Origin of the sequence: Nocardia beijingensis NBRC 16342, assembly GCF_001612785.1 — a bacterium.
GTDB classification, from domain to species: Bacteria; Actinomycetota; Actinomycetes; order Mycobacteriales; family Mycobacteriaceae; genus Nocardia; species Nocardia beijingensis.
On sequence record NZ_BDBC01000066.1, the window covers coordinates 15787 to 33772 of the forward strand.

Annotated in this window: 15 protein-coding genes and 1 tRNA gene; 10 read left to right on the forward strand and 6 right to left on the reverse strand. The window is 70.0% G+C overall.

Annotated elements, in window-relative coordinates; genetic code table 11:
* The first annotated feature begins 81 nt into the window (after positions 1–81).
* Both NB3_RS30135 and NB3_RS30140 read left to right on the forward strand, forming a co-directional pair.
* Positions 82–1554: an NAD-dependent succinate-semialdehyde dehydrogenase gene (locus tag NB3_RS30135; RefSeq protein ID WP_174553261.1), complete on the forward strand. Its 1473-nt coding sequence runs from the start codon at positions 82–84 to the stop codon at positions 1552–1554.
* A gap of 10 nt (positions 1555–1564) precedes the next feature.
* On the forward strand, positions 1565–2647 hold the full coding sequence (locus tag NB3_RS30140; RefSeq protein WP_067810025.1) for a tartrate dehydrogenase: 1083 nt from the start codon (positions 1565–1567) through the stop codon (positions 2645–2647).
* A gap of 125 nt (positions 2648–2772) precedes the next feature.
* On the opposite strand, the gene NB3_RS30145 is transcribed toward NB3_RS30140, so the two are convergent.
* From NB3_RS30145 to NB3_RS30160, 4 genes are all read right to left on the reverse strand, one after another.
* A complete protein-coding gene (locus NB3_RS30145) occupies positions 2773–3441 on the reverse strand; it encodes a metal-dependent transcriptional regulator (RefSeq protein ID WP_174553266.1) in 669 nt (222 codons plus the stop codon).
* A gap of 169 nt (positions 3442–3610) precedes the next feature.
* Positions 3611–4042, reverse strand: coding sequence for a hypothetical protein (locus tag NB3_RS30150; RefSeq protein WP_067810029.1), 432 nt, complete (start codon positions 4040–4042; stop codon positions 3611–3613).
* A complete protein-coding gene (locus NB3_RS30155; RefSeq protein ID WP_067810030.1) occupies positions 4039–5301 on the reverse strand; it encodes an aminotransferase-like domain-containing protein in 1263 nt (420 codons plus the stop codon). The genes NB3_RS30150 and NB3_RS30155 overlap by 4 nt, the downstream gene beginning before the upstream one ends.
* 1 nt (position 5302) lies before the next feature.
* Entirely contained in the window at positions 5303–5755 is a 453-nt protein-coding gene (locus NB3_RS30160) for a cupin domain-containing protein (RefSeq protein ID WP_067810032.1), read from the reverse strand.
* Positions 5756–6134: 379 nt separating this feature from the next.
* On the opposite strand from NB3_RS30160, the gene NB3_RS30165 reads away from it, so the two are divergent.
* The 5 genes from NB3_RS30165 (at position 6135) to NB3_RS30190 (ending at position 12982) form a co-directional block, all read left to right on the forward strand.
* Positions 6135–7106 carry a bifunctional riboflavin kinase/FAD synthetase gene (locus NB3_RS30165; protein WP_067810101.1) on the forward strand — a complete coding sequence of 324 codons (972 nt, stop codon included), beginning with the start codon at positions 6135–6137 and terminating at the stop codon, positions 7104–7106.
* A gap of 267 nt (positions 7107–7373) precedes the next feature.
* Entirely contained in the window at positions 7374–7643 is a 270-nt protein-coding gene (gene rpsO, locus NB3_RS30175; protein ID WP_039799352.1) for a 30S ribosomal protein S15, read from the forward strand.
* A 1118-nt stretch (positions 7644–8761) separates the two neighbouring features.
* Entirely contained in the window at positions 8762–11038 is a 2277-nt protein-coding gene (locus NB3_RS30180; RefSeq protein WP_067810036.1) for a polyribonucleotide nucleotidyltransferase, read from the forward strand.
* 38 nt (positions 11039–11076) lie between these two features.
* Positions 11077–12417 (forward strand): M16 family metallopeptidase, encoded by a 1341-nt coding sequence (locus tag NB3_RS30185; protein ID WP_067810103.1) that lies wholly within the window; start codon positions 11077–11079, stop codon positions 12415–12417.
* Between the two features lie 142 nt (positions 12418–12559).
* Entirely contained in the window at positions 12560–12982 is a 423-nt protein-coding gene (locus NB3_RS30190; protein WP_157112091.1) for an Rv0361 family membrane protein, read from the forward strand.
* A 138-nt stretch (positions 12983–13120) separates the two neighbouring features.
* Here NB3_RS30190 and NB3_RS30195 read toward each other — a convergent pair whose 3' ends face one another.
* Complete coding sequence (locus tag NB3_RS30195; protein ID WP_067810105.1) at positions 13121–13450, reverse strand: ArsR/SmtB family transcription factor; 330 nt, start codon at positions 13448–13450, stop codon at positions 13121–13123.
* A 93-nt stretch (positions 13451–13543) separates the two neighbouring features.
* Between NB3_RS30195 and NB3_RS30200 the strand changes: the two genes are divergently transcribed.
* The gene (locus NB3_RS30200; RefSeq protein ID WP_084823795.1) at positions 13544–14758 is read left to right on the forward strand and encodes an MFS transporter; all 1215 of its coding nucleotides are present in this window, start codon (positions 13544–13546) and stop codon (positions 14756–14758) included.
* A 71-nt stretch (positions 14759–14829) separates the two neighbouring features.
* A tRNA-Gly gene (locus NB3_RS30205) sits at positions 14830–14905 on the forward strand.
* Between the two features lie 159 nt (positions 14906–15064).
* On the opposite strand, the gene NB3_RS30210 is transcribed toward NB3_RS30205, so the two are convergent.
* Entirely contained in the window at positions 15065–16177 is a 1113-nt protein-coding gene (locus NB3_RS30210) for a glycosyltransferase family 9 protein (protein WP_067810040.1), read from the reverse strand.
* 498 nt (positions 16178–16675) lie between these two features.
* Here NB3_RS30210 and NB3_RS30220 point away from each other — a divergent pair, with 498 nt between their 5' ends.
* A complete protein-coding gene (locus tag NB3_RS30220; RefSeq protein WP_067810043.1) occupies positions 16676–17680 on the forward strand; it encodes a PfkB family carbohydrate kinase in 1005 nt (334 codons plus the stop codon).
* Positions 17681–17986: the final 306 nt, after the last annotated feature.

Below are 17986 nucleotides of genomic sequence, written 5' to 3' on the forward strand. Positions count from 1 at the left end.
TTGTCGACAATATGCATAACATGGCGGCACGGGTCGCAGCAATGGCCGGACGCTGCGCGGTGCCGAAAGGAGCCACCGATCATGCTCACCGACAGCGCGCTGAGCGCCGACGAGCGCGCCGCGATCGACACGGTGCCGCGCGGCTTGTTCATCCAGGGCCGGTGGCGGACGACCGCCGGGACGCTGCCGGTCTTCGATCCGGCGACCGGCGCGCTGCTGTGCGAGGTAGCCGACGCGTCCCCGGACGACGGACTCGCGGCGCTGGACGCGGCGTGCGCCGCGCAGCCGGACTGGGCGGCCACCGCACCGCGGGAGCGCAGCGATCTGCTGATGCGCGTGCATCGCGCGTTGCTGGCCGATACCGACCGGCTCGCGCTGATCGCGACCCTGGAGATGGGCAAGCCGCTGGCCGAGGCGCGCGGCGAGATCGCCTACGCCGCGGAGTTCTTCCGCTGGTTCGCCGAGGAGGCCGTGCGCCTGGACGGCGGATATATGCCCGCGCCGACCGGCGGATCGCGCTTCCTGGTGACCCGCCAACCGGTCGGTCCGAGCCTGCTCGTCACGCCATGGAACTTTCCCGTCGCCATGGGTGCGCGCAAGATCGCGCCCGCGCTCGCCGCGGGCTGCACCTGCGTGGTGAAACCGGCCGAGCAGACACCGCTTTCGATGCTGGCGCTGGCGCGGGTACTGGCGGACGAAGGGGTGCCCGCCGGGGTGGTCAACGTCGTCACGACGGCGGACCCCGCCGCGGTGATGACGCCGCTGATCCTCGACGACCGCTCGCGCAAGCTGTCGTTCACGGGCTCGACGGCGGTCGGCAAGCAGTTGCTCGCGCAGTGCGCGCACACCGTGATGCGCACCTCCATGGAACTCGGTGGCAACGCGCCGCTGCTGGTGTTCGACGACGCCGACCTCGACGAGGCGGTCGAGGGCGCGCTGGCGGCGAAGATGCGCAATATCGGCCAGGCGTGCACCGCCGCCAATCGCATCCTCGTCCAGCGCGGCGTCGCCGAGGTCTTCGCGCGCAGGCTCGCCGAGCGGATGGCGGCCCTGCCGATGGGCCGCGGCACCGAGCCGGGCGTCGTGGTCGGCCCGCTGATCGACGCGGAGGCCGTCGCCAAAGTGCGGCGGCTGGTCGACGACGCCCGCGCCCGCGGCGCGACGGCGTTGATCGGCGCGACCGCCGCGGACGGACCGGGCACCTTCTATCCCGCCACCGTCCTGGTCGACGTGCCCGACGACGCCGAGTTGTGCCGCACCGAGATCTTCGGACCGGTCGCCGCGATCGGCGTCTTCGATACCGAGGACGAAGCCGTGCGCCGGGCCAACGACACTCCCTACGGGCTGGTGAGCTACGTGTTCACCGAGAACCTCCGGCGGGGATTGCGGGTGTGCGAGGCGCTGGAGACCGGCATGGTCGGGCTCAACCAGGGCGTGGTGTCGAACCCGGCCGCACCGTTCGGCGGCGTCAAGGAATCCGGGCTCGGACGTGAAGGCGGACCGACCGGGATCGACGAATTCCTGGAGACCAAGTACATCGGAGTGCGACTGTGAAGGAGAGCCGGTGAGCGCGTACCGCCTTGCCGCCATCCCGGGGGACGGGATCGGAGTCGACGTCACCGCCGCGGCGGTGCGCGTGCTCGACGCCGTGCTGCCCGGCCTGACCTGGACCGAATTCGACTGGTCCTGCGCGAACTACGCGCGCACGGGCGCCATGATGCCGCCCGACGGCGCGCGGCGGCTCGCGGACTTCGACGCGATCCTGCTCGGCGCCGTCGGCTTTCCCGGTGTGCCCGACCACGTTTCGCTGTGGGGCCTGCTGATCCCGCTGCGCCGCGCGTTCGGCCAGTACGTCAACCTGCGCCCGGTGCGCCTGCTGCCGGGCACGGAGTCAGCGCTGCGCGGCCGGACCGCCGAGGATCTGGACATCCTCATCGTGCGGGAGAACTCCGAGGGCGAGTACTCCCGGATCGGCGGCATCCACAACGAGGGCCGCCCCGACGAATTCGTGCTCCAGGAATCGGTGTTCACCCGGACCGGATGCGAGCGGATCATCCGCTACGCCTTCGAGCGTGCCGCCGAACGATCCGGCCGCTTGTGCTCGGCGACCAAGTCGAACGGGCTCATCCACTCGATGCCCTACTGGGACAGCGTGTTCGAGCGCGTCGCGGCGGACTATCCCCATGTGCGGACGCGGCAGATGCACGTCGACGCGCTGGCCGCCGAAATCGTGCTGCACCCCGACCGGCTCGACGTGATCGTCGGCTCGAACCTGTTCGGCGACATCCTTTCCGACCTCGCCGCCGCGGTGACCGGCGGGCTCGGCCTGGCCGCGTCCGGCAACATCAATCCCGAGCGCACCGGCCCATCGATGTTCGAGGCCGTGCACGGCAGCGCCCCCGACATCGCCGGTCGAGGCATCGCGAACCCCGTCGCGCAGATCCTCGCGGGCGCGATGCTGCTGGATCATCTGGGCGAGTCCACCGCGGCCGCCGCGATCGACCGAGCGGTCTGCGACGTGCTCGCCGCCGGAGAGGTTCGCACCCCCGACCTCGGGGGCGCCGGCACCACCGCCGAACTCGGCGACGCCATCGCCACCCGAGCGGCCGAGCTCGCCCAGCGGGCCGCCACGGCCGACCGCGGCTGACTCGTCCTCGACAGGACGACGATGTCGCGGCAGCGAACGCGGCCTTCTGCTTCGACCGGGGAATGTGGCAATCGCCCCGGAGCCGGAGACCTGCCTCGCCCTCGAGATCTCGCCGACGGGACCGATCAGGCGGTGAGCCAGATGGCCTCGGCGGCGGGGCGTCCGAGGTCGGTTGGCGCGTCAGTGGCGCCGATGCGGATGGCGATGGTGCCCGCGAAGTCGCGGCGTTCGACGACCGCGATGGTGGTGTCCAAGGCGATGCCGACGGAGTCGAAGTAGCGCAGCATGTCGGGATCGGCGTCGGAGATGCGCGCGACCCGCCCGGATTCACCGGCGCGGAAGTCGCTGAGCTGGCGCGCGGGCGGGGTGGGCACCGCGCCGTCCACCGAGGGGATCGGGTCGCCGTGCGGGTCGCGATCGGGGTATCCGAGTTTGGCGTCGATCCGGGCCATCAGCAGCTCGGAGACCGCGTGCTCGAGCACCTCCGCCTCGTCGTGCACTTCGTCCCAGCCGTAGCCGAGCTCGTTCACCAGGAACGTCTCGAGGAGCCGATGCCTGCGCACCATCGCGACGGCCGCCCGGCGGCCCTCCGGGCTGAGGGTGATCGCGCCGTAGCGGGCATGCTCGACCAATCCCTGATCGGCGAGTTTGCGCACGGCTTCGGACACGGTCGAGGCCGACACGCCGATCCGTTCGGCGAGCAACTTGGTGGTCACCTTCTCCTGCGACCACTCCTGCGCGGTCCAGATGACCTTCAGGTAGTCCTGGGCGACCGAGGACAGCACAGGCGCGATCGTCGCGGTACCGCCGTGCGCATCGCCCGGCGCCGGTGCGTCGGCCAACTCGCGTCGAGTGGCGATATCTCGTTTACCTGGCACATACCCGAGCTTAGGCACTGGCGTGCCGATACACACATCCTCGACCTGTAGTCGGCAGGATCGACAACGAATCGCTATGCGCCGTTCACCCGCCGGGTCGTACCGTTCTCGACAGGTCGAGTGCGTTCCGATGCGCGGCCACGCCGTCGAATCGGCGACCGGTCAACCGGGCGGTCGCCGGTGCGCCCACCGGCTCGCCGGACAACTCGTAGAACGTCGCCGTGGCGAGCCCGGTGAACTCGTCGCCGGTCACGTCGAGGTCGAAGGCGACGATCCCTTTGCGCACAACGTCGGGATCGGCGCGATCGACGGTGAACTCCAGGAAGGCGCCGATGACCCGGTCGCCCGCGCAACGCCAGGTGCCCATGCCGTTGCTGTCGCTCGTCGTGCGATTGCCGTGGTCGGGGTTCGATTGCAGCATCGTCCCGTCGGAGTGGAACTGCATCACGTGGTAGCCGAACGGAGCGCCGTCGGCGTGCACCTCCCAGGTGCCGAGCACCGGATGCGGCTCGCTCATGCTGTGTCCCTTTCGGCATGAGCGGGGCCCTGCGTGGTGACGCTGCGCTGCCGCCTCCGGGCCTGACCACTCATGCCGTGTCCCCCGCAGACGGCCGCGAGCGCGGCGATGCCGCGATCGATGTCCTCGCGCGGTACGTTCGCGAAACTCAGCCGCATGGTGTTGCGGTGCTCCGCGACGTCGTCGGCGTAGAAGGCGCTGCCGGGCAGGAACGCGACCCCCTGCCGCAGTGCCCGCGCCAGCAGCGCGTCGGCATCGAAATCGGGCGGGCCCTCGACCCACAGGAACATCCCGCCCTCCGGCTCGATCCAGCGGAACCCAGCCGGGAAATGCCGCTCGAGCGCCACCGACAACGCGTCCAGCTTGGCCGAATAGGCGTCGACGACGTGAGCCAGGTGCTTCACCCCGGCCGCGCTGGCCAGGAATTCGGCGGCAATCGCCTGGCAGTACGTCGAGGTCTGCATATCAATGCCCTGCTTCAACGCGAGCACCGTCCGGAGGAGATCCGGGGGCATGACGGTGATTCCGACACGGATCGCGGGAGCGAGCGTTTTCGACAGTGACGTGATGTAGATCGAGTTGTCCGGGGCGAAAGACGACAGTGCGGGCTGTGCCGCGCCGCGGTAGCGCAGATCGGCGTAGACGTCGTCTTCGACGACCAGTGTGCCGTGCCGGATGACGATCTCGGCGATTCGTTCCCGTCGATCGGCGGGCATCGTCCGCCCGGTCGGATTCTGGAAAGTGGGCAGTAGATAGACGAATGCCGCGTCGAATCGGGCCAAGGCTTCCGCGAGCGCTTCGGGCACGATGCCGAATTCGTCGGAAGGCACCGCGACGACGGTCGCTCCGTGGCTGCGGAATTCCTTGACCGCCGGGCCGTAAGTGGGGGTTTCGACCAGAACGACGTCCTGCGGGTCGAGCAGCGCCAAACACACATTGTGCAATGCGCCGGAGCCGCCGGTCGAGATATGCAGGCGATCGGGTGTGCACCGAATAGCGCGGTTGTGCAAAAGGTTTCGCGCTTGGTCCAACAGCGGGGCGAATCCCTGGGTCATCCCGTACTGGAGCACGGCGCTGCCGTATCTGCCGACGACCGTCTGCGCCAGCGCGGCGACGAGTTCGCTCGGCAGGAGAGCGGGGTCGGGCGCACCGACGGCGAAGGACACCACGTCGGGGCGGCCGGCCAGCGCAGCGAAGATGTCGTCGATGGGCCCGCTGGTCACCTCGGCCGCGCCGCGGCTGCGTTTGCCGACAGCCATGTCAGCCGACCGGGTCGAGTCGCCGCAGGCGGGCGACCACTTCGGGTACGCCGGCGTCGTATTCCGGCGTCAGCACCACGTCGGCGTTGAACAGCGGATCGGTCCGCATTTCCACCGCGACCAGATCCTCGGCCTCGTCGAGGTTCACCGCCACGTGCACGACGCCTTCGGGGATGTAGATGAACTCGCCAGGACCGTGGAAATGAGGTGTCAGTTCCGGGCCGATCAGGGTGACCGCGCGCCCGCGCAGGCAGACGACCACGATCTCGCTGTGCGCGTGATAATGCGCTTTCGACATCGCACCCGGGGCCATGTTGACCATGCCCGCCGAGATACCGGTGGCGCCACAGGTTTCGGTGGTGACGCAAGGAATGAGGCGTTGTCGTTGCCTTCCGATTGTTTCGGCCGAATCGGACGGTTTGATCACACGCACGTGCTTGACTGCACTTTTCATGGCTACTCCGGGGCACTCCGTCACCGACGAATTGGACGCTAGACCATTCCCGCTGCTGGCGAGACGAGCTTGTGGGCCGGTGGAAAACCAGGGGTGTATCGGCTCTTTCGCGAATCCGTACGGTGCCTTTCCGGTGAGCGAAGATTTCCTCGGCGATGTCGTCGCCCCCGACGTCGCGGCGCAGCGACGCGCCGTCGTGCGGCGGGCACGGCCACATGCTGGTTACCCCGCGGCCGGTGTCGTGCCGCGGCTGAGGGTGGCCCGACCGATCGGCGCCCGGCCGCTCGCGCCTGCGCGTCGGCTCACGGGAGCGGAACCGTTGTGTGAGATCAGCACGCCCGAATACTGTTCGCTACCTGATTTGCGTAGGCTGCGCACTGTGCAGAGATGGCGAAGTCTCGACGAGGTGCCCGCGGACTGGGGGCGCTGTGTCCTCACGATCGGTGTGTTCGACGGTGTGCACCGCGGCCACGCGCAGCTGATCAGCCGGGCCGTGAAGTCCGCCGCCGCGCGCGGCGTGCCCGCGGTGCTGATGACGTTCGATCCGCACCCGATGGAAGTGGTCCGCCCCGGCTCACACCCCGCGCAACTGACCACCCTCACCCGTCGCGCCGAGCTGGCCGAGGAGCTGGGCGTCGACGTGTTCTGCGTCATGCCCTTCACTCAGGAGTTCATGAAGCTGACTCCGGCGCGTTATGTCCACGATCTGCTGGTGGAGCGGCTGCACGTGGTGGAAGTGGTGGTCGGCGACAACTTCACCTTCGGCAAGAAGGCCGCGGGCACCGTCGAGACCATGCGCGAACTCGGCAGGCGCTTCGGCTTCGAGGTCGACGGGGTGAGTCTGCTCGCCGAACACGCCGTGACCTTCTCCTCCACCTACATCCGCGCGTGCGTGGACGCGGGGGACATGGCGGCCGCGGCCGAGGCGCTCGGGCGCCCGCACCGGGTGGAAGGCGTCGTCGTGCACGGTGACGGCCGCGGCAAGCAGCTCGGTTTCCCCACCGCCAACGTCGCGCCGCCGATGCATGCCGCGATCCCGGCCGACGGCGTGTACGCCGGATGGTTCACTGTGCTCGGCCCCGGCCCCACCATCGGCACCGTCACCCCCGGCGAGCGGGCCATGGCGGCCGTCTCGGTGGGCACCAACCCGACCTTCTCCGGACGCGCCCGCACGGTGGAGGCGTACGTGCTCGACGGCGAGGCCGACCTCTACGGTCAGCACGTCGCGGTGGACTTCGTCGAGCACATCCGGGGCCAGCGCAAATTCGATTCGGTGGACGAGCTCATCGAGTGCATGGGCCGCGACGTGGAGACCGCGCGCAAGATCCTCACCGCCGTCGACGCCCGCTGAGCGGTCAGGACTTCATGAACTCGAGCAGGTCGTCGTTGAGCTGCTCGGCGTGCGTGACGTACAGGCCGTGCTCGGCGGTCGGGTACTCCTTGTAGACGCAATTCGGGATGAGTTTCGCGGTGCGCCTGCTCGGCGGGCCCGCGATTTCGGCGGATAGGTCCCGGTCCGGTAGGGTGGTCCCTCGGGTTTGCTGCGGTCCGCGGTGGCGCCCACACCCGGGTGACCGGAGATTCGAGCGCGGAACTGAGAAACAGGAGTGGATGCCCCATGGCACTGACCACCGAGCAGAAGTCGGCGATCCTCGCCGAGTACGGCCTGCACGAGAAGGACACCGGCTCGCCGGAGGCGCAGATCGCGCTGCTGTCCAAGCGCATCGCCGACATCACCGAGCACCTGAAGAAGCACAAGCACGACCACCACACCCGCCACGGTCTGATGGCGCTGATCGGTCGTCGCAAGCGGCTGTCGAAGTACCTGCAGGACAACGACATCAACCGCTACCGTTCGCTGATCGAGCGGCTCGGGCTGCGGCGCTGATTTCCAGCGCCTTCGGCGCTGGGTGTTCGCGGCCCTCTTATGGCTCGCGTCCGAGTGGCCGCCGCTGGCGACTTCGTCGCGGACGCGGCGGCCACTCGGACGCGAGCCGGGCCGCGAACGGCGGATGCTCGGTCTCGCTTCGCTCGAAAGACGTGGTCGAGGTGGGCTGGGCGCGTTCTGTTGTGAAGGCGCTACCGGGTGATTGCCTGTCGTAGCGAGGTCGCGGTGGCTGACCGTGTAGGCCACCGGCCCGCGCGCCAGAAGATTGCTAGGCCACTGCCGCGGTGTCGCCGGGTGCGGACGCCTCGTGCCCGCGCACGGTGACAGATTTGTGCACGTCTGTCGTAGCGGGGCCGCGGTGGTCGGGCTGGTCGGTCGATGAGGCCGCCTTGCCCAGGGTGTTCCGGAACTATCCGTTCGATCGAGCCGTGTAGCCCGGGGTTCGTGCGGGAACTGCTCGTCGGTGAGGCCGCGACTTCGGTTTGTTCACTGTCTGGCCCGCTTCGATTGGGAGTTGATCGACAGGGAGGTTCTGCCCTGTGGTGGCCGTCGCTCGTAGCGATTCCGGTCTGCCGGACCGGTGTGCTTCTACTGATCGTGACGGCGATTGCCGTGGTTCCACACGGACTGGACGTGCGCTAGGTGGTGGTCCGGCGCCTGTCGCGTCGAGTGACCGGCGATATCTCGGTTCGGCCGTGCGTTGCGTGGTTTCCGGCCGTGGTCACCGGCGTCCGGTGCGCCGACGGAGTGGTAGGTGGCCGCTCGACACGGGGGTGTCCGAGGCGGTCGCTGGTTCGGCCAATGGGGAGACGTACAATCGCACCGTTGGCTATATGTGGACAGGGGAGCGGATCGCCCCCGTCGCACGACAACATTGCACAGCCGTATGCACCCGTCGCGTGGCGTCGGTCTTCGGTAGTGGCCTATCGGCAGCGAGTTGCGCCGTCGGGCTTCGATCGATGACCGCCTCCGCGTCGCCGTATCCAAGGGGATTCGGCCGGGTGTGCGCGTCGCAGCCAGGAGGGTTGCCGCGCGTCCGTACCCGGTACGGCTGACGACAGCCGGATCGCGCCACCGTGCGCTCGAGCCGGCGAAGACGAGAGGTTGAGAAAGAAGAAATGACCGAAACAACTGAACGCAAGAGCTCTGCCGTCGAGGTCGAGCCGGGCGTGTTCGAATCCGTCGCGCTGATCGACAACGGCAGCTACGGCACCCGCACCATCCGGTTCGAGACCGGACGCCTCGCCCGGCAGGCCGCCGGTTCGGTCGTCGCCTATCTGGACGACGAGACCATGCTGCTGTCGGCCACCACCGCGGGCAAGCAGCCCAAGGACCAGTTCGACTTCTTTCCGCTGACGGTCGACGTCGAGGAGCGGATGTACGCCGCGGGCCGCATCCCCGGTTCGTTCTTCCGTCGCGAGGGCCGCCCCTCCACCGACGCGATCCTGACCTGCCGCCTGATCGACCGTCCGCTGCGTCCGTCGTTCGTCGACGGCCTGCGCAACGAGATCCAGGTCGTGGTCACCGTGCTGAGCCTGGACCCGAAGGACCTCTACGACGTGGTGGCGATCAACGCCGCCTCCGCGTCCACCCAGTTCGCCGGCCTGCCGTTCTCCGGCCCGGTCGGCGGCGTTCGCGTCGCGCTGATCGATGGCCAGTGGGTGGCCTTCCCGACCACCGAGCAGCTCGAGGGCGCCGTGTTCGACATGGTGGTCGCCGGCCGCGTGGTCGACTCCGGTGACGTCGCCATCATGATGGTCGAGGCGGAGGCCACCGAGAACGTCATCGCGCTGGTCGACGGCGGCGCGCAGGCGCCGACCGAGGCCGTGGTCGCCGAGGGGCTCGAGGCCGCGAAGCCGTTCATCGCCCGCCTGTGCCGCGCGCAGCAGGACCTCGCCGAACTGGCCGCCAAGCCCACCGAGGAGTTCCCGCTCTTCCCGCCGTACGGCCAGGACATCTACGAGGCCGTCGAGGGCACCGCGAAGCGCGAGCTGAGCGAGGCGCTGAGCATCTCCGGCAAGCAGGAGCGCGAGGAGAAGATCGACGAGATCAAGCTCGCCGTGCTCGACCGCCTCGCCGACGACTACGCCGGACGGGAGAAGGAGCTGGGCGCGGCGTTCCGCTCCGTCACCAAGAAGCTGGTCCGCCAGCGCATCCTGTCCGACGGTTTCCGCATCGACGGCCGTGGGCTGGCCGACATCCGCGCGCTGTCGGCCGAGGTGGCCGTGGTGCCGCGGGCGCACGGCTCGGCGCTGTTCGAGCGTGGCGAGACCCAGATCCTGGGCGTCACCACCCTGGACATGGTGAAGATGGCCCAGCAGGTCGACTCGCTCGGCCCGGAGACCAGCAAGCGCTACATGCACCACTACAACTTCCCGCCGTTCTCCACCGGCGAGACCGGCCGGGTCGGTTCGCCCAAGCGCCGCGAGATCGGCCACGGCGCGCTGGCCGAGCGGGCGCTGATCCCGGTGCTGCCCAGCCAGGAGGAGTTCCCGTACGCCATCCGCCAGGTGTCGGAGGCGCTGGGTTCCAACGGCTCCACCTCGATGGGTTCGGTGTGCGCCTCCACCCTGTCGCTGCTGAACGCCGGTGTGCCGCTGAAGGCGCCGGTCGCGGGCATCGCGATGGGCCTGGTGTCGGACACCGTCACCAACGATCAGGGTGAGCAAGAGGTCCGCTACGTCGCGCTGACCGACATCCTCGGCGCCGAGGACGCCTTCGGCGACATGGACTTCAAGGTCGCGGGCACCCGCGAGTTCGTCACGGCGTTGCAGCTGGACACCAAGCTCGACGGCATCCCGTCGCAGGTGCTGGCCGGTGCGCTGAGCCAGGCGCACGACGCGCGCACCACCATCCTGGACGTGATGGCCGAGGCCATCGCCACCCCGGACGAGATGAGCCCGTACGCGCCGCGCGTCACCGCGATCAAGATCCCGGTCGACAAGATCGGTGAGGTGATCGGCCCCAAGGGCAAGGTGATCAACCAGATCACCGAGGACACCGGCGCCAACATCTCCATCGAGGACGACGGCACCGTGTTCGTCGGCGCGACCGACGGCCCGTCCGCGCAGGCCGCGATCGACGCGATCAACGCCATCGCCAACCCGCAGCTGCCGAAGGTCGGCGAGCGCTTCCTCGGCACGGTCGTCAAGACCACCGCCTTCGGCGCGTTCGTCTCGCTGCTGCCCGGTCGCGACGGTCTGGTGCACATCTCCAAGCTGGGCAACGGCAAGCGCGTGGCCAAGGTCGAGGACGTGGTGAACGTCGGCGACAAGCTGCGCGTGGAGATCGCCGACATCGACAACCGCGGCAAGATCTCGCTCGTGCCGGTCGAGGAGAACGCCGAGGAGCCCGGCGACGACGCGGCCGATGCGGGTTCGGCCGGGACCGAGTAGTACTTGTCTCTGTGACGAAGAAGAAGACGACAACCCCTCTGCTCAGCACCGGGCAGGGGGGTTCGTCACTCGAGCTGCGGGCGGACTCGGACAGTGGCGTGCGGCGCACCGTATTGCCCGGTGGATTGCGCGTGGTCACCGAACATCTGCCCGGGGTGCGTTCGGCGTCCGTCGGCGTGTGGGTGGGCGTCGGGTCGCGCGACGAAGGCCCGACCGTCGCGGGGGCCGCGCACTTCCTGGAGCACCTGCTGTTCAAGGCGACGCCGACGCGGTCGGCCCTGGACATCGCCGAGGCGATGGACGCGGTTGGCGGCGAACTGAACGCGTTCACCGCGAAGGAGCAGACCTGCTACTACGCGCACGTCCTCGACGACGACCTGCCCTTGGCGGTCGACATGGTCTCCGACGTCGTGCTCAACGGCTTGTGCCGGGCTTCGGACGTGGACGTGGAGCGGCAGGTGGTGCTCGAGGAGATCGCGATGCGCGACGACGACCCCGAGGACTTGGTCGGCGATTCCTTCCTGTCCGCGCTGTTCGGCGATCATCCGATCGGGCGTCCGGTGATCGGCTCGATCGAATCCATCGAGGGGATGCGGGCCGCCCAGCTGCGGTCGTTCCACCTGCGGCGCTACCGGCCGGACCGGATGGTGGTCGCGGTCGCGGGCAACGTGGAGCACGACCACACCGTGGAATTGGTGCACCGGGCCTTCGAGAACCGGCTCGACCCGGCGGCCATGCCCGCCCCGCGGCGCGAGGGCCGCTTCCGCCCCCACGGCGACCCGCGGCTGCACTGGAGCCACCGCGACAGCGAACAGGCGCATCTCGCGTTCGGTGTGCGCGCCTTCGGGCGGCACGAAGGCGACCTGCGCTGGCCGCTGTCGGTGCTGAACACCGTCGTCGGCGGCGGGCTGAGTTCCCGGCTGTTCCAGCGCATCCGGGAGGAGCGCGGGCTGGCCTACTCGGTGTATTCCAGCGTCGACACCTTCGCCGACACCGGCGCGTTCTCGGTGTACATCGGCTGCCAGCCGGAGAACCTCGGGCAGGTGGCGGCGCTGGCGCGCGGCGTGCTGGAGGAAGTCGCCGCCGACGGCATCAGCGACGCCGAGTGCGCCCGCGCCAAGGGCTCGCTGCGCGGTGGACTGGTGCTCGGCCTGGAGGACTCCGCCTCGCGCATGAACCGGCTCGGGCGCAGCGAACTCAGCTACGGCAACCACCGCAGCGTCTCGGAGACCCTGGCGCGCATCGACGCCGTCACGACCGACGAAGTGTCGGCCGTCGCGCGGACGCTGCTGGCGCGGCCGTTCGCCGCGTCGGTCGCCGGACCGTACAAGCGCACCCGTGACCTGCCGGCCGCCGTCCGGCGGCTGGTGCCGAGCTGATCCGCGCGCGGGCGAGTCGCGGCTTGGCGCAGCATCGGCTGCCGCGATACTGTTTCGGCCGCCCGGCCGTCGGTCTTCGCCGGAGGGCGCTGAACTCGATTGTCCGGGCGTCGGATCCGGCGATCTCTGGCAAGGAGTCGAGATGAATCGAACGAGTCGTGCCCTTCGCCTGCTCGGCGCGGTGGCGCTGCCCGTCCTCGTGCTGGCCGGGTGCGGCGGGACGGACGCGGACGCGGGCAAGCCGGGTGAGCCGACCGAGGCGGCCCTGCGCGCGGACGCCGAGAAGATGAACGACGCGCTGGCCGATCACGACTACGCCGCCGCGTACCAGTTCCGTTCCGCGCGTTGCAGACTCACGCTCAACGAGGACGACTTCGCGGCATCCATGGCGCAGCTCTACGACGGCAGGGACCTGAAGTCGAAGCCGTCGGAGATCACCGTCACCGTCTCGGGGTCGACCGGGACGGTCACGGTCAAGAATTTCGACGCTCGCGCGTCCGTGGACGACGCGAAGCCGAAGACCTGGACCTTCGTCGACGGGCAGTGGCGCTTCGACGCCTGCTGACCAGGGAGCTGGCCGGCCGGATTGTTGCCGGACGAGCACCGGCGCTTCGACGCCTGACACCGGGGACCCGCTCGGCCGGGTCGCTGCCGGACGGGCAGTAGCGCTTCGACGCTGTCGACCGGGACCCGCTCGGCCGGGTCAGTCCCGGCGGGCGCGGTTGGCTGCCGCCACGATCGTCGGCAGCAGGCCGGGCAGGGCGGACTCGAGGTCGTCGGTGCGCAGACGCTGGCAGGTCTGGCCGTCGATGGTGAGGCGTTCGATCACGCCCGCCTCGCGCAGGATCTTGAAGTGATGGGTGGCGGTCGACTTGTTGATCACCTCGTAGAGCGCGCCGCAGCGCACCGCCGTTCCCGCATTGCTGAGCCTGCGCACCATCTCCAAGCGCACCGGGTCCTGCAGGGCGCTGAGCACCACGGGCAGCGCGGCGACCGGGGGCGCCTGCTGGTCCGCGTCTCGGACATCGGCCATGATCTGGCTCACTCTCGGGTTTGATGATTGTCGTACCGGAGGTATCGTCGATTGCTGTTCGATCATCATCAAACTTACCCGATCGGAGTTCCGATGGCAGCGACGATGGCGGTGGCCGTCGAGGAGCAGACCGCGCAGCGCTGGGCCTACGCCCTGGTGCTGTCGGCCAGCGGTGTGGCGCTGGGGGTTTCGGGCGTCCCCGCGCCGCTGTACGGCATCTATCAGAAGCAATGGCATCTCTCCCCGCTCACCACGACCATCGTGTTCGCGGTCTACGCGGTGGCCGCCCTCGGGGCGGTGCTGGTGTCAGGGCGGATCTCCGACGTGGTCGGCCGGAAGCCGGTGCTGCTCGGCGCTTTCGCCACCATGGTCGCCGGATTGCTGGTGTTCGTCCTCGCCGACAGTGTGCCGATGCTGCTGCTGGCGCGTGCGCTGCACGGCGTCGCGGTCGGCTCGACCGTGGTCGCGGGCGCGGCCGCGCTGCTCGACCTTCGCCCGCACCGTGGCGCGCGGTCCGGCCAGCTCAGCGGTGTCGCGTTCAACGTGGGCATGGCGGTGGCGATCCTCGGCTCGGCGCTGCTGGCGCAGTACGCGCCGCATCCGTTGCGCACGCCGTACGTCGTGATCACCGTCGTCTGCCTCGCGATCGGCGTCGGCGTGCTCGCCCTGCGCGAACCGCATTCGGCCCGGGTGGCCGGACGCATCCGGATCGCGAAACCCGCGGTGCCGCCGGAGATCCGGGCCGACTTCTGGTTCTCGGCGATCGGCGTGATGGCGGCCTGGTCGGTGCTGGGCGTACTGCTGTCGCTGTACCCCTCGCTGGCCACCCAGCAGACCGGCATCCACAACCTGGTCTTCGGCGGTGCCGTCGTCGCCTCGACCGCGCTCTCCGGCGCCACCGCGCAATTGTTCGCGACCGGAGTGCCGGCCCGGCGCGCCGCGATCCTCGGCGACACCGGCATGGCGCTGTCGCTGGTGCTGACGGTGCCCGCGCTGGCCACGCACAACTGGGTGGCGGTGCTCGCCGCTGGCGTCGCGCTCGGCGCGACCTTCGGTCTCGGTTTCGGTGGATCGCTGCGTCACCTGTCCGAAGTCGTGCCGCAACACAAGCGCGGCGAGACCATGTCGGCGTACTACTTGCTCGCCTACTCGGCCATGGCGCTGCCCACCATCCTCGCCGGTTGGGCGGCCACCACCTGGGGTCTGAGCACCGTGTTCCCGTGGTTCGTCGGTGTCGTGGCCGTCGCCTGCCTGATCGCGGCCGGTCTCGGCCTGCGCGGCGACCGGCGGGCGGCCGATCGGGCATGAGCGGCGATTGGCTTTTTGCCACGCGTGTCCGCTAATGTTCTGTGTCGCATCGCGGTCACCGCGATGCGAATGCGGATGTAGCGCAGCTGGTAGCGCATCACCTTGCCAAGGTGAGGGTCGCGGGTTCGAATCCCGTCATCCGCTCCACGAAATCACCCGATCGCCCGCGCTGATGGCCTTGTCGGACAAGCGCTTCCGGGTCACCCGCGATCACATCCCCTCGGCTTTCTCCGTAAGCCTCCTTCGGAGGGCGATCGAGCGCGAATCGGGTCTCCGTCACCTCCGGCGATCACCGCCGGTCGGTGGTCAGCGGTGGTCGAGCAGGTCATCGATATCGCGGCGCACGTCCGCGGTCCGCACGCCCGCGACGAACGACACGTCGTGCGGGCAGCGGGGCAGTTCTTCGTCGGTGCAGTCGCGGTGGCAGACCGGGCAGGCCGTGGTCCACGACATCAGCACGCGGTCGCGGGCGCGGCCGAGCGGCCCGGCGTTGATCACATTGCCGATCCAGAAGATGCCGACGGTCGGGGTACCGAACGCCCTCGCCAGATGGCGCGGCCCGCTGTCGTTGCCGACGAAGATCGCACTGCGGGCCAGGACACCGCACAGCGCGGGCAGCGGCGCGCCGATCACCGCGCGGACCTGTCGATCCCGGACCGCGCAGGGTACGCGCGCGCCGATGCGCGAGCGGAGGTCGTCCACGAGGTCGCGATCGGACTCCGAGCCCAGGATCACGACCGCCAGGTTCCGGTCCAGGCAGTGGGCGGCGACCTCGGCGAAGCGGTCAGGAGGCCAGCGGCGGCGAGGATCTCTCGCTCCGGGATGCATGGCCGCGATCGGTCCGCGCAGGCCGCGCAGCACCTGGTCGGCGGCGGACCGGTCCGACGGCGTCGACTCGAGGCGAGGTTCGAGCAGCACGGGCGCCGCGCCGGCCAGACCAACCACCTCGAGCGCGCGCAAGGTCTCGTGCTGGTAGTAACGGAACGGCAGCACGCGGGACAGGGGAGCCGCCCCCGCGGCGCGCGAACCCACCGTCCACCGTGGTCGCAAGCTGGTGAGGAACGGATTCGACCACGCGCCTCCGCCGTGCAGCTGCACACCCAGATCGATCCGACCCAGCCGCTGCTCGACCTCGCTGTCTGCGCTGCCCTGCTCGGCGACGACCACCACCTCGTGGACCGGGCCCGGCCGGTTGCCCAGAAGTTCGGCGTGCTCCGCCGACCCGAGCAGGACGATGCGAGCGCCTGGATACGTCGCGGCCAGCGCGTGGATCGCGGGGAGAGCGAACAGCAGATCGCCGAGACCGCCGCCGCGCAGTACCGCGATGCGCCGCACATCGGGAAAGACCTCGCCGAGCGGGCCGAGCGCCGGACGAGAAGCGAGTTCCGCGCGGGCGGTCGTGCCGCTCGGCGGTGCCATACGACCTCCTGCGGGGATGATCAGACGGCCAGGAACGAAATGTCGTCGTTCTACCCGGGAGCCGACGGCGCAAACCACGCCGCCTCCGGGGTCGGATGTTTCGGCCCGGTCGGTCCGGGCATGTCCGCAGGTGCGGGCTTCGCCGCGAGGCCCGGATCGTTACCGCGTTCGATCCAATCGTCCTCGGCGAACGGAGCCGGCAGTGCAGATCGCCACGGTGACCGAGCACGCGAGCCCGCTGATCGAGCGCGGTGGTGTGGACGCCGGTGGCCGGAATCGTCATACTGCCGAGTGTGCGGCCACGGCCCGGCACGGGCACGACGGCAGGCACCGCGGGCGGCGGATGCCGACCGGCGCGATGGCGATGACCGGGCCGTCGCCGACTTCGCCCGCGTCGCCGTGCCACGACGCGATCGGCATCCGGCCCTATGCCGTGGTGGCGACGCGGCAGCCCCGTCGGAAGCCCGCCCACGGGCCCGCCCGAGGATCGGAACCGCGGTGACGGCAGCGGGCGGTCCGCTCGTCGTGGTCGGCGACGCGCTGCTCGACATCGACCTCGACGGCCGCGCCGACCGCTGCAGCGCGGGGTCGGCGGCTCCCGTCGTCGACGTCGCGCACCGGACGTTCCGCCCCGGTGGCGCGGGATTGGCGGCCCGGCTCGCCGCGGCGGACGGCGCGGAAGTCGTGCTGATCGCGGGCTTCGCCGCCGACGAGGCCGCCGCCCGGCTGCGCGGGCTGCTCGACCGGCACGTGCGGGTCGTCACCCTTCCGCTCCGTGGTTCCACGATCTGCAAACAGCGGGTGCGGGCGATCGGGCCCTGGGCCGCCCCGAACGGCCACACCCGGGCCCGGCAGTCCCGCAGGCCCGTCCTGATCACCAGAATCGACTCCGGCGCCGGGCGGATCCGCGCCGACCCGCTTCCCGAGGAAGCGGTCGCCGTGCTGACGACGGCGCGCGCCGTCCTGGTCTCGGACCACGGTGGCGGAGCCGCGGCCCACCCGCAGATCCGCAAGCTGCTGCGCGCTCACGCCGACCACGTCCCGACCGTCTGGGATCCCCACCCGCGCGGTCCCGTTCCGGTCCCGGGCGCGGCCCTGGTCACCCCCGATCACGCGACAGCGCTCACCCTGCTGTCCGGGCGGCTCGACGACGGGCCTGACCTGTGGAAACTCGCCAAAGGGTGGGCCGTCGACGCCATCGCGGTGACCCTCGGAACGGAAGGCGCCCTGCTCTGCCTGCGTGCGTCGGGCAAGCGGCTGCGCATTCCGCTTCCGTCCGTGGCGAGGGCGCCGGATGGCGGTGACACCTGCGGTGCGGGCGACAGCTTCGCCGTCGCCGCCGCCGTTCGCTTGGCCGAGGGTCGCGGACCGGAGAGCGCGGTGCGTCGTGCGGTGCTCGCGGCAGCCGAGTTCGTCGGGGCAGGCGGCGCCGCGGCGTACTCGGAGACGGAACCCGTGGCGGTTCGCGAAGCGACTGCCGACTGGGACCCGCTGCGGACCTGATCAGGGCTCGTCCCCGCAGTTTCGCCCGCACCGCGCAGCGGCTCGTGGCTGCGACCCATCGGTTTGTCGGAGCGGACCGGAACCGACCTCCACCGTTGTCCGCGCGCTGGAAACCGTTGTGTGCCAGGAGATCACCTCGAAGCACCAAGGCATGGCCCTGCCTGGCTTCTACGGCGGTAACCGAGCCTCTTCGCGTCCGTGTCTGACCCGGGTGACATACTGGATCGCAGGTCACCGGCTACCGCCACGAAGGTGTGCGCGCGCCGGCCGTTGAGTCAACAGCGGATTCTCGGCCGTACACGCCCG

Coding starts and splice junctions, on each gene's coding strand:
- NB3_RS30135 (WP_174553261.1), top strand. CDS start 82: ATGCTCACCGACAGCGCGCTGAGCGCCGACGAGCGCGCCGCGATCGAC.
- NB3_RS30150 (WP_067810029.1), bottom strand. CDS start 4,042: ATGAGCGAGCCGCATCCGGTGCTCGGCACCTGGGAGGTGCACGCCGAC.
- NB3_RS30155 (WP_067810030.1), bottom strand. CDS start 5,301: ATGGCTGTCGGCAAACGCAGCCGCGGCGCGGCCGAGGTGACCAGCGGG.
- NB3_RS30160 (WP_067810032.1), bottom strand. CDS start 5,755: ATGAAAAGTGCAGTCAAGCACGTGCGTGTGATCAAACCGTCCGATTCG.
- rpsO (WP_039799352.1), top strand. CDS start 7,374: ATGGCACTGACCACCGAGCAGAAGTCGGCGATCCTCGCCGAGTACGGC.
- NB3_RS30180 (WP_067810036.1), top strand. CDS start 8,762: ATGACCGAAACAACTGAACGCAAGAGCTCTGCCGTCGAGGTCGAGCCG.
- NB3_RS30190 (WP_157112091.1), top strand. CDS start 12,560: ATGAATCGAACGAGTCGTGCCCTTCGCCTGCTCGGCGCGGTGGCGCTG.
- NB3_RS30195 (WP_067810105.1), bottom strand. CDS start 13,450: ATGGCCGATGTCCGAGACGCGGACCAGCAGGCGCCCCCGGTCGCCGCG.
- NB3_RS30200 (WP_084823795.1), top strand. CDS start 13,544: ATGGCAGCGACGATGGCGGTGGCCGTCGAGGAGCAGACCGCGCAGCGC.
- NB3_RS30210 (WP_067810040.1), bottom strand. CDS start 16,177: ATGGCACCGCCGAGCGGCACGACCGCCCGCGCGGAACTCGCTTCTCGT.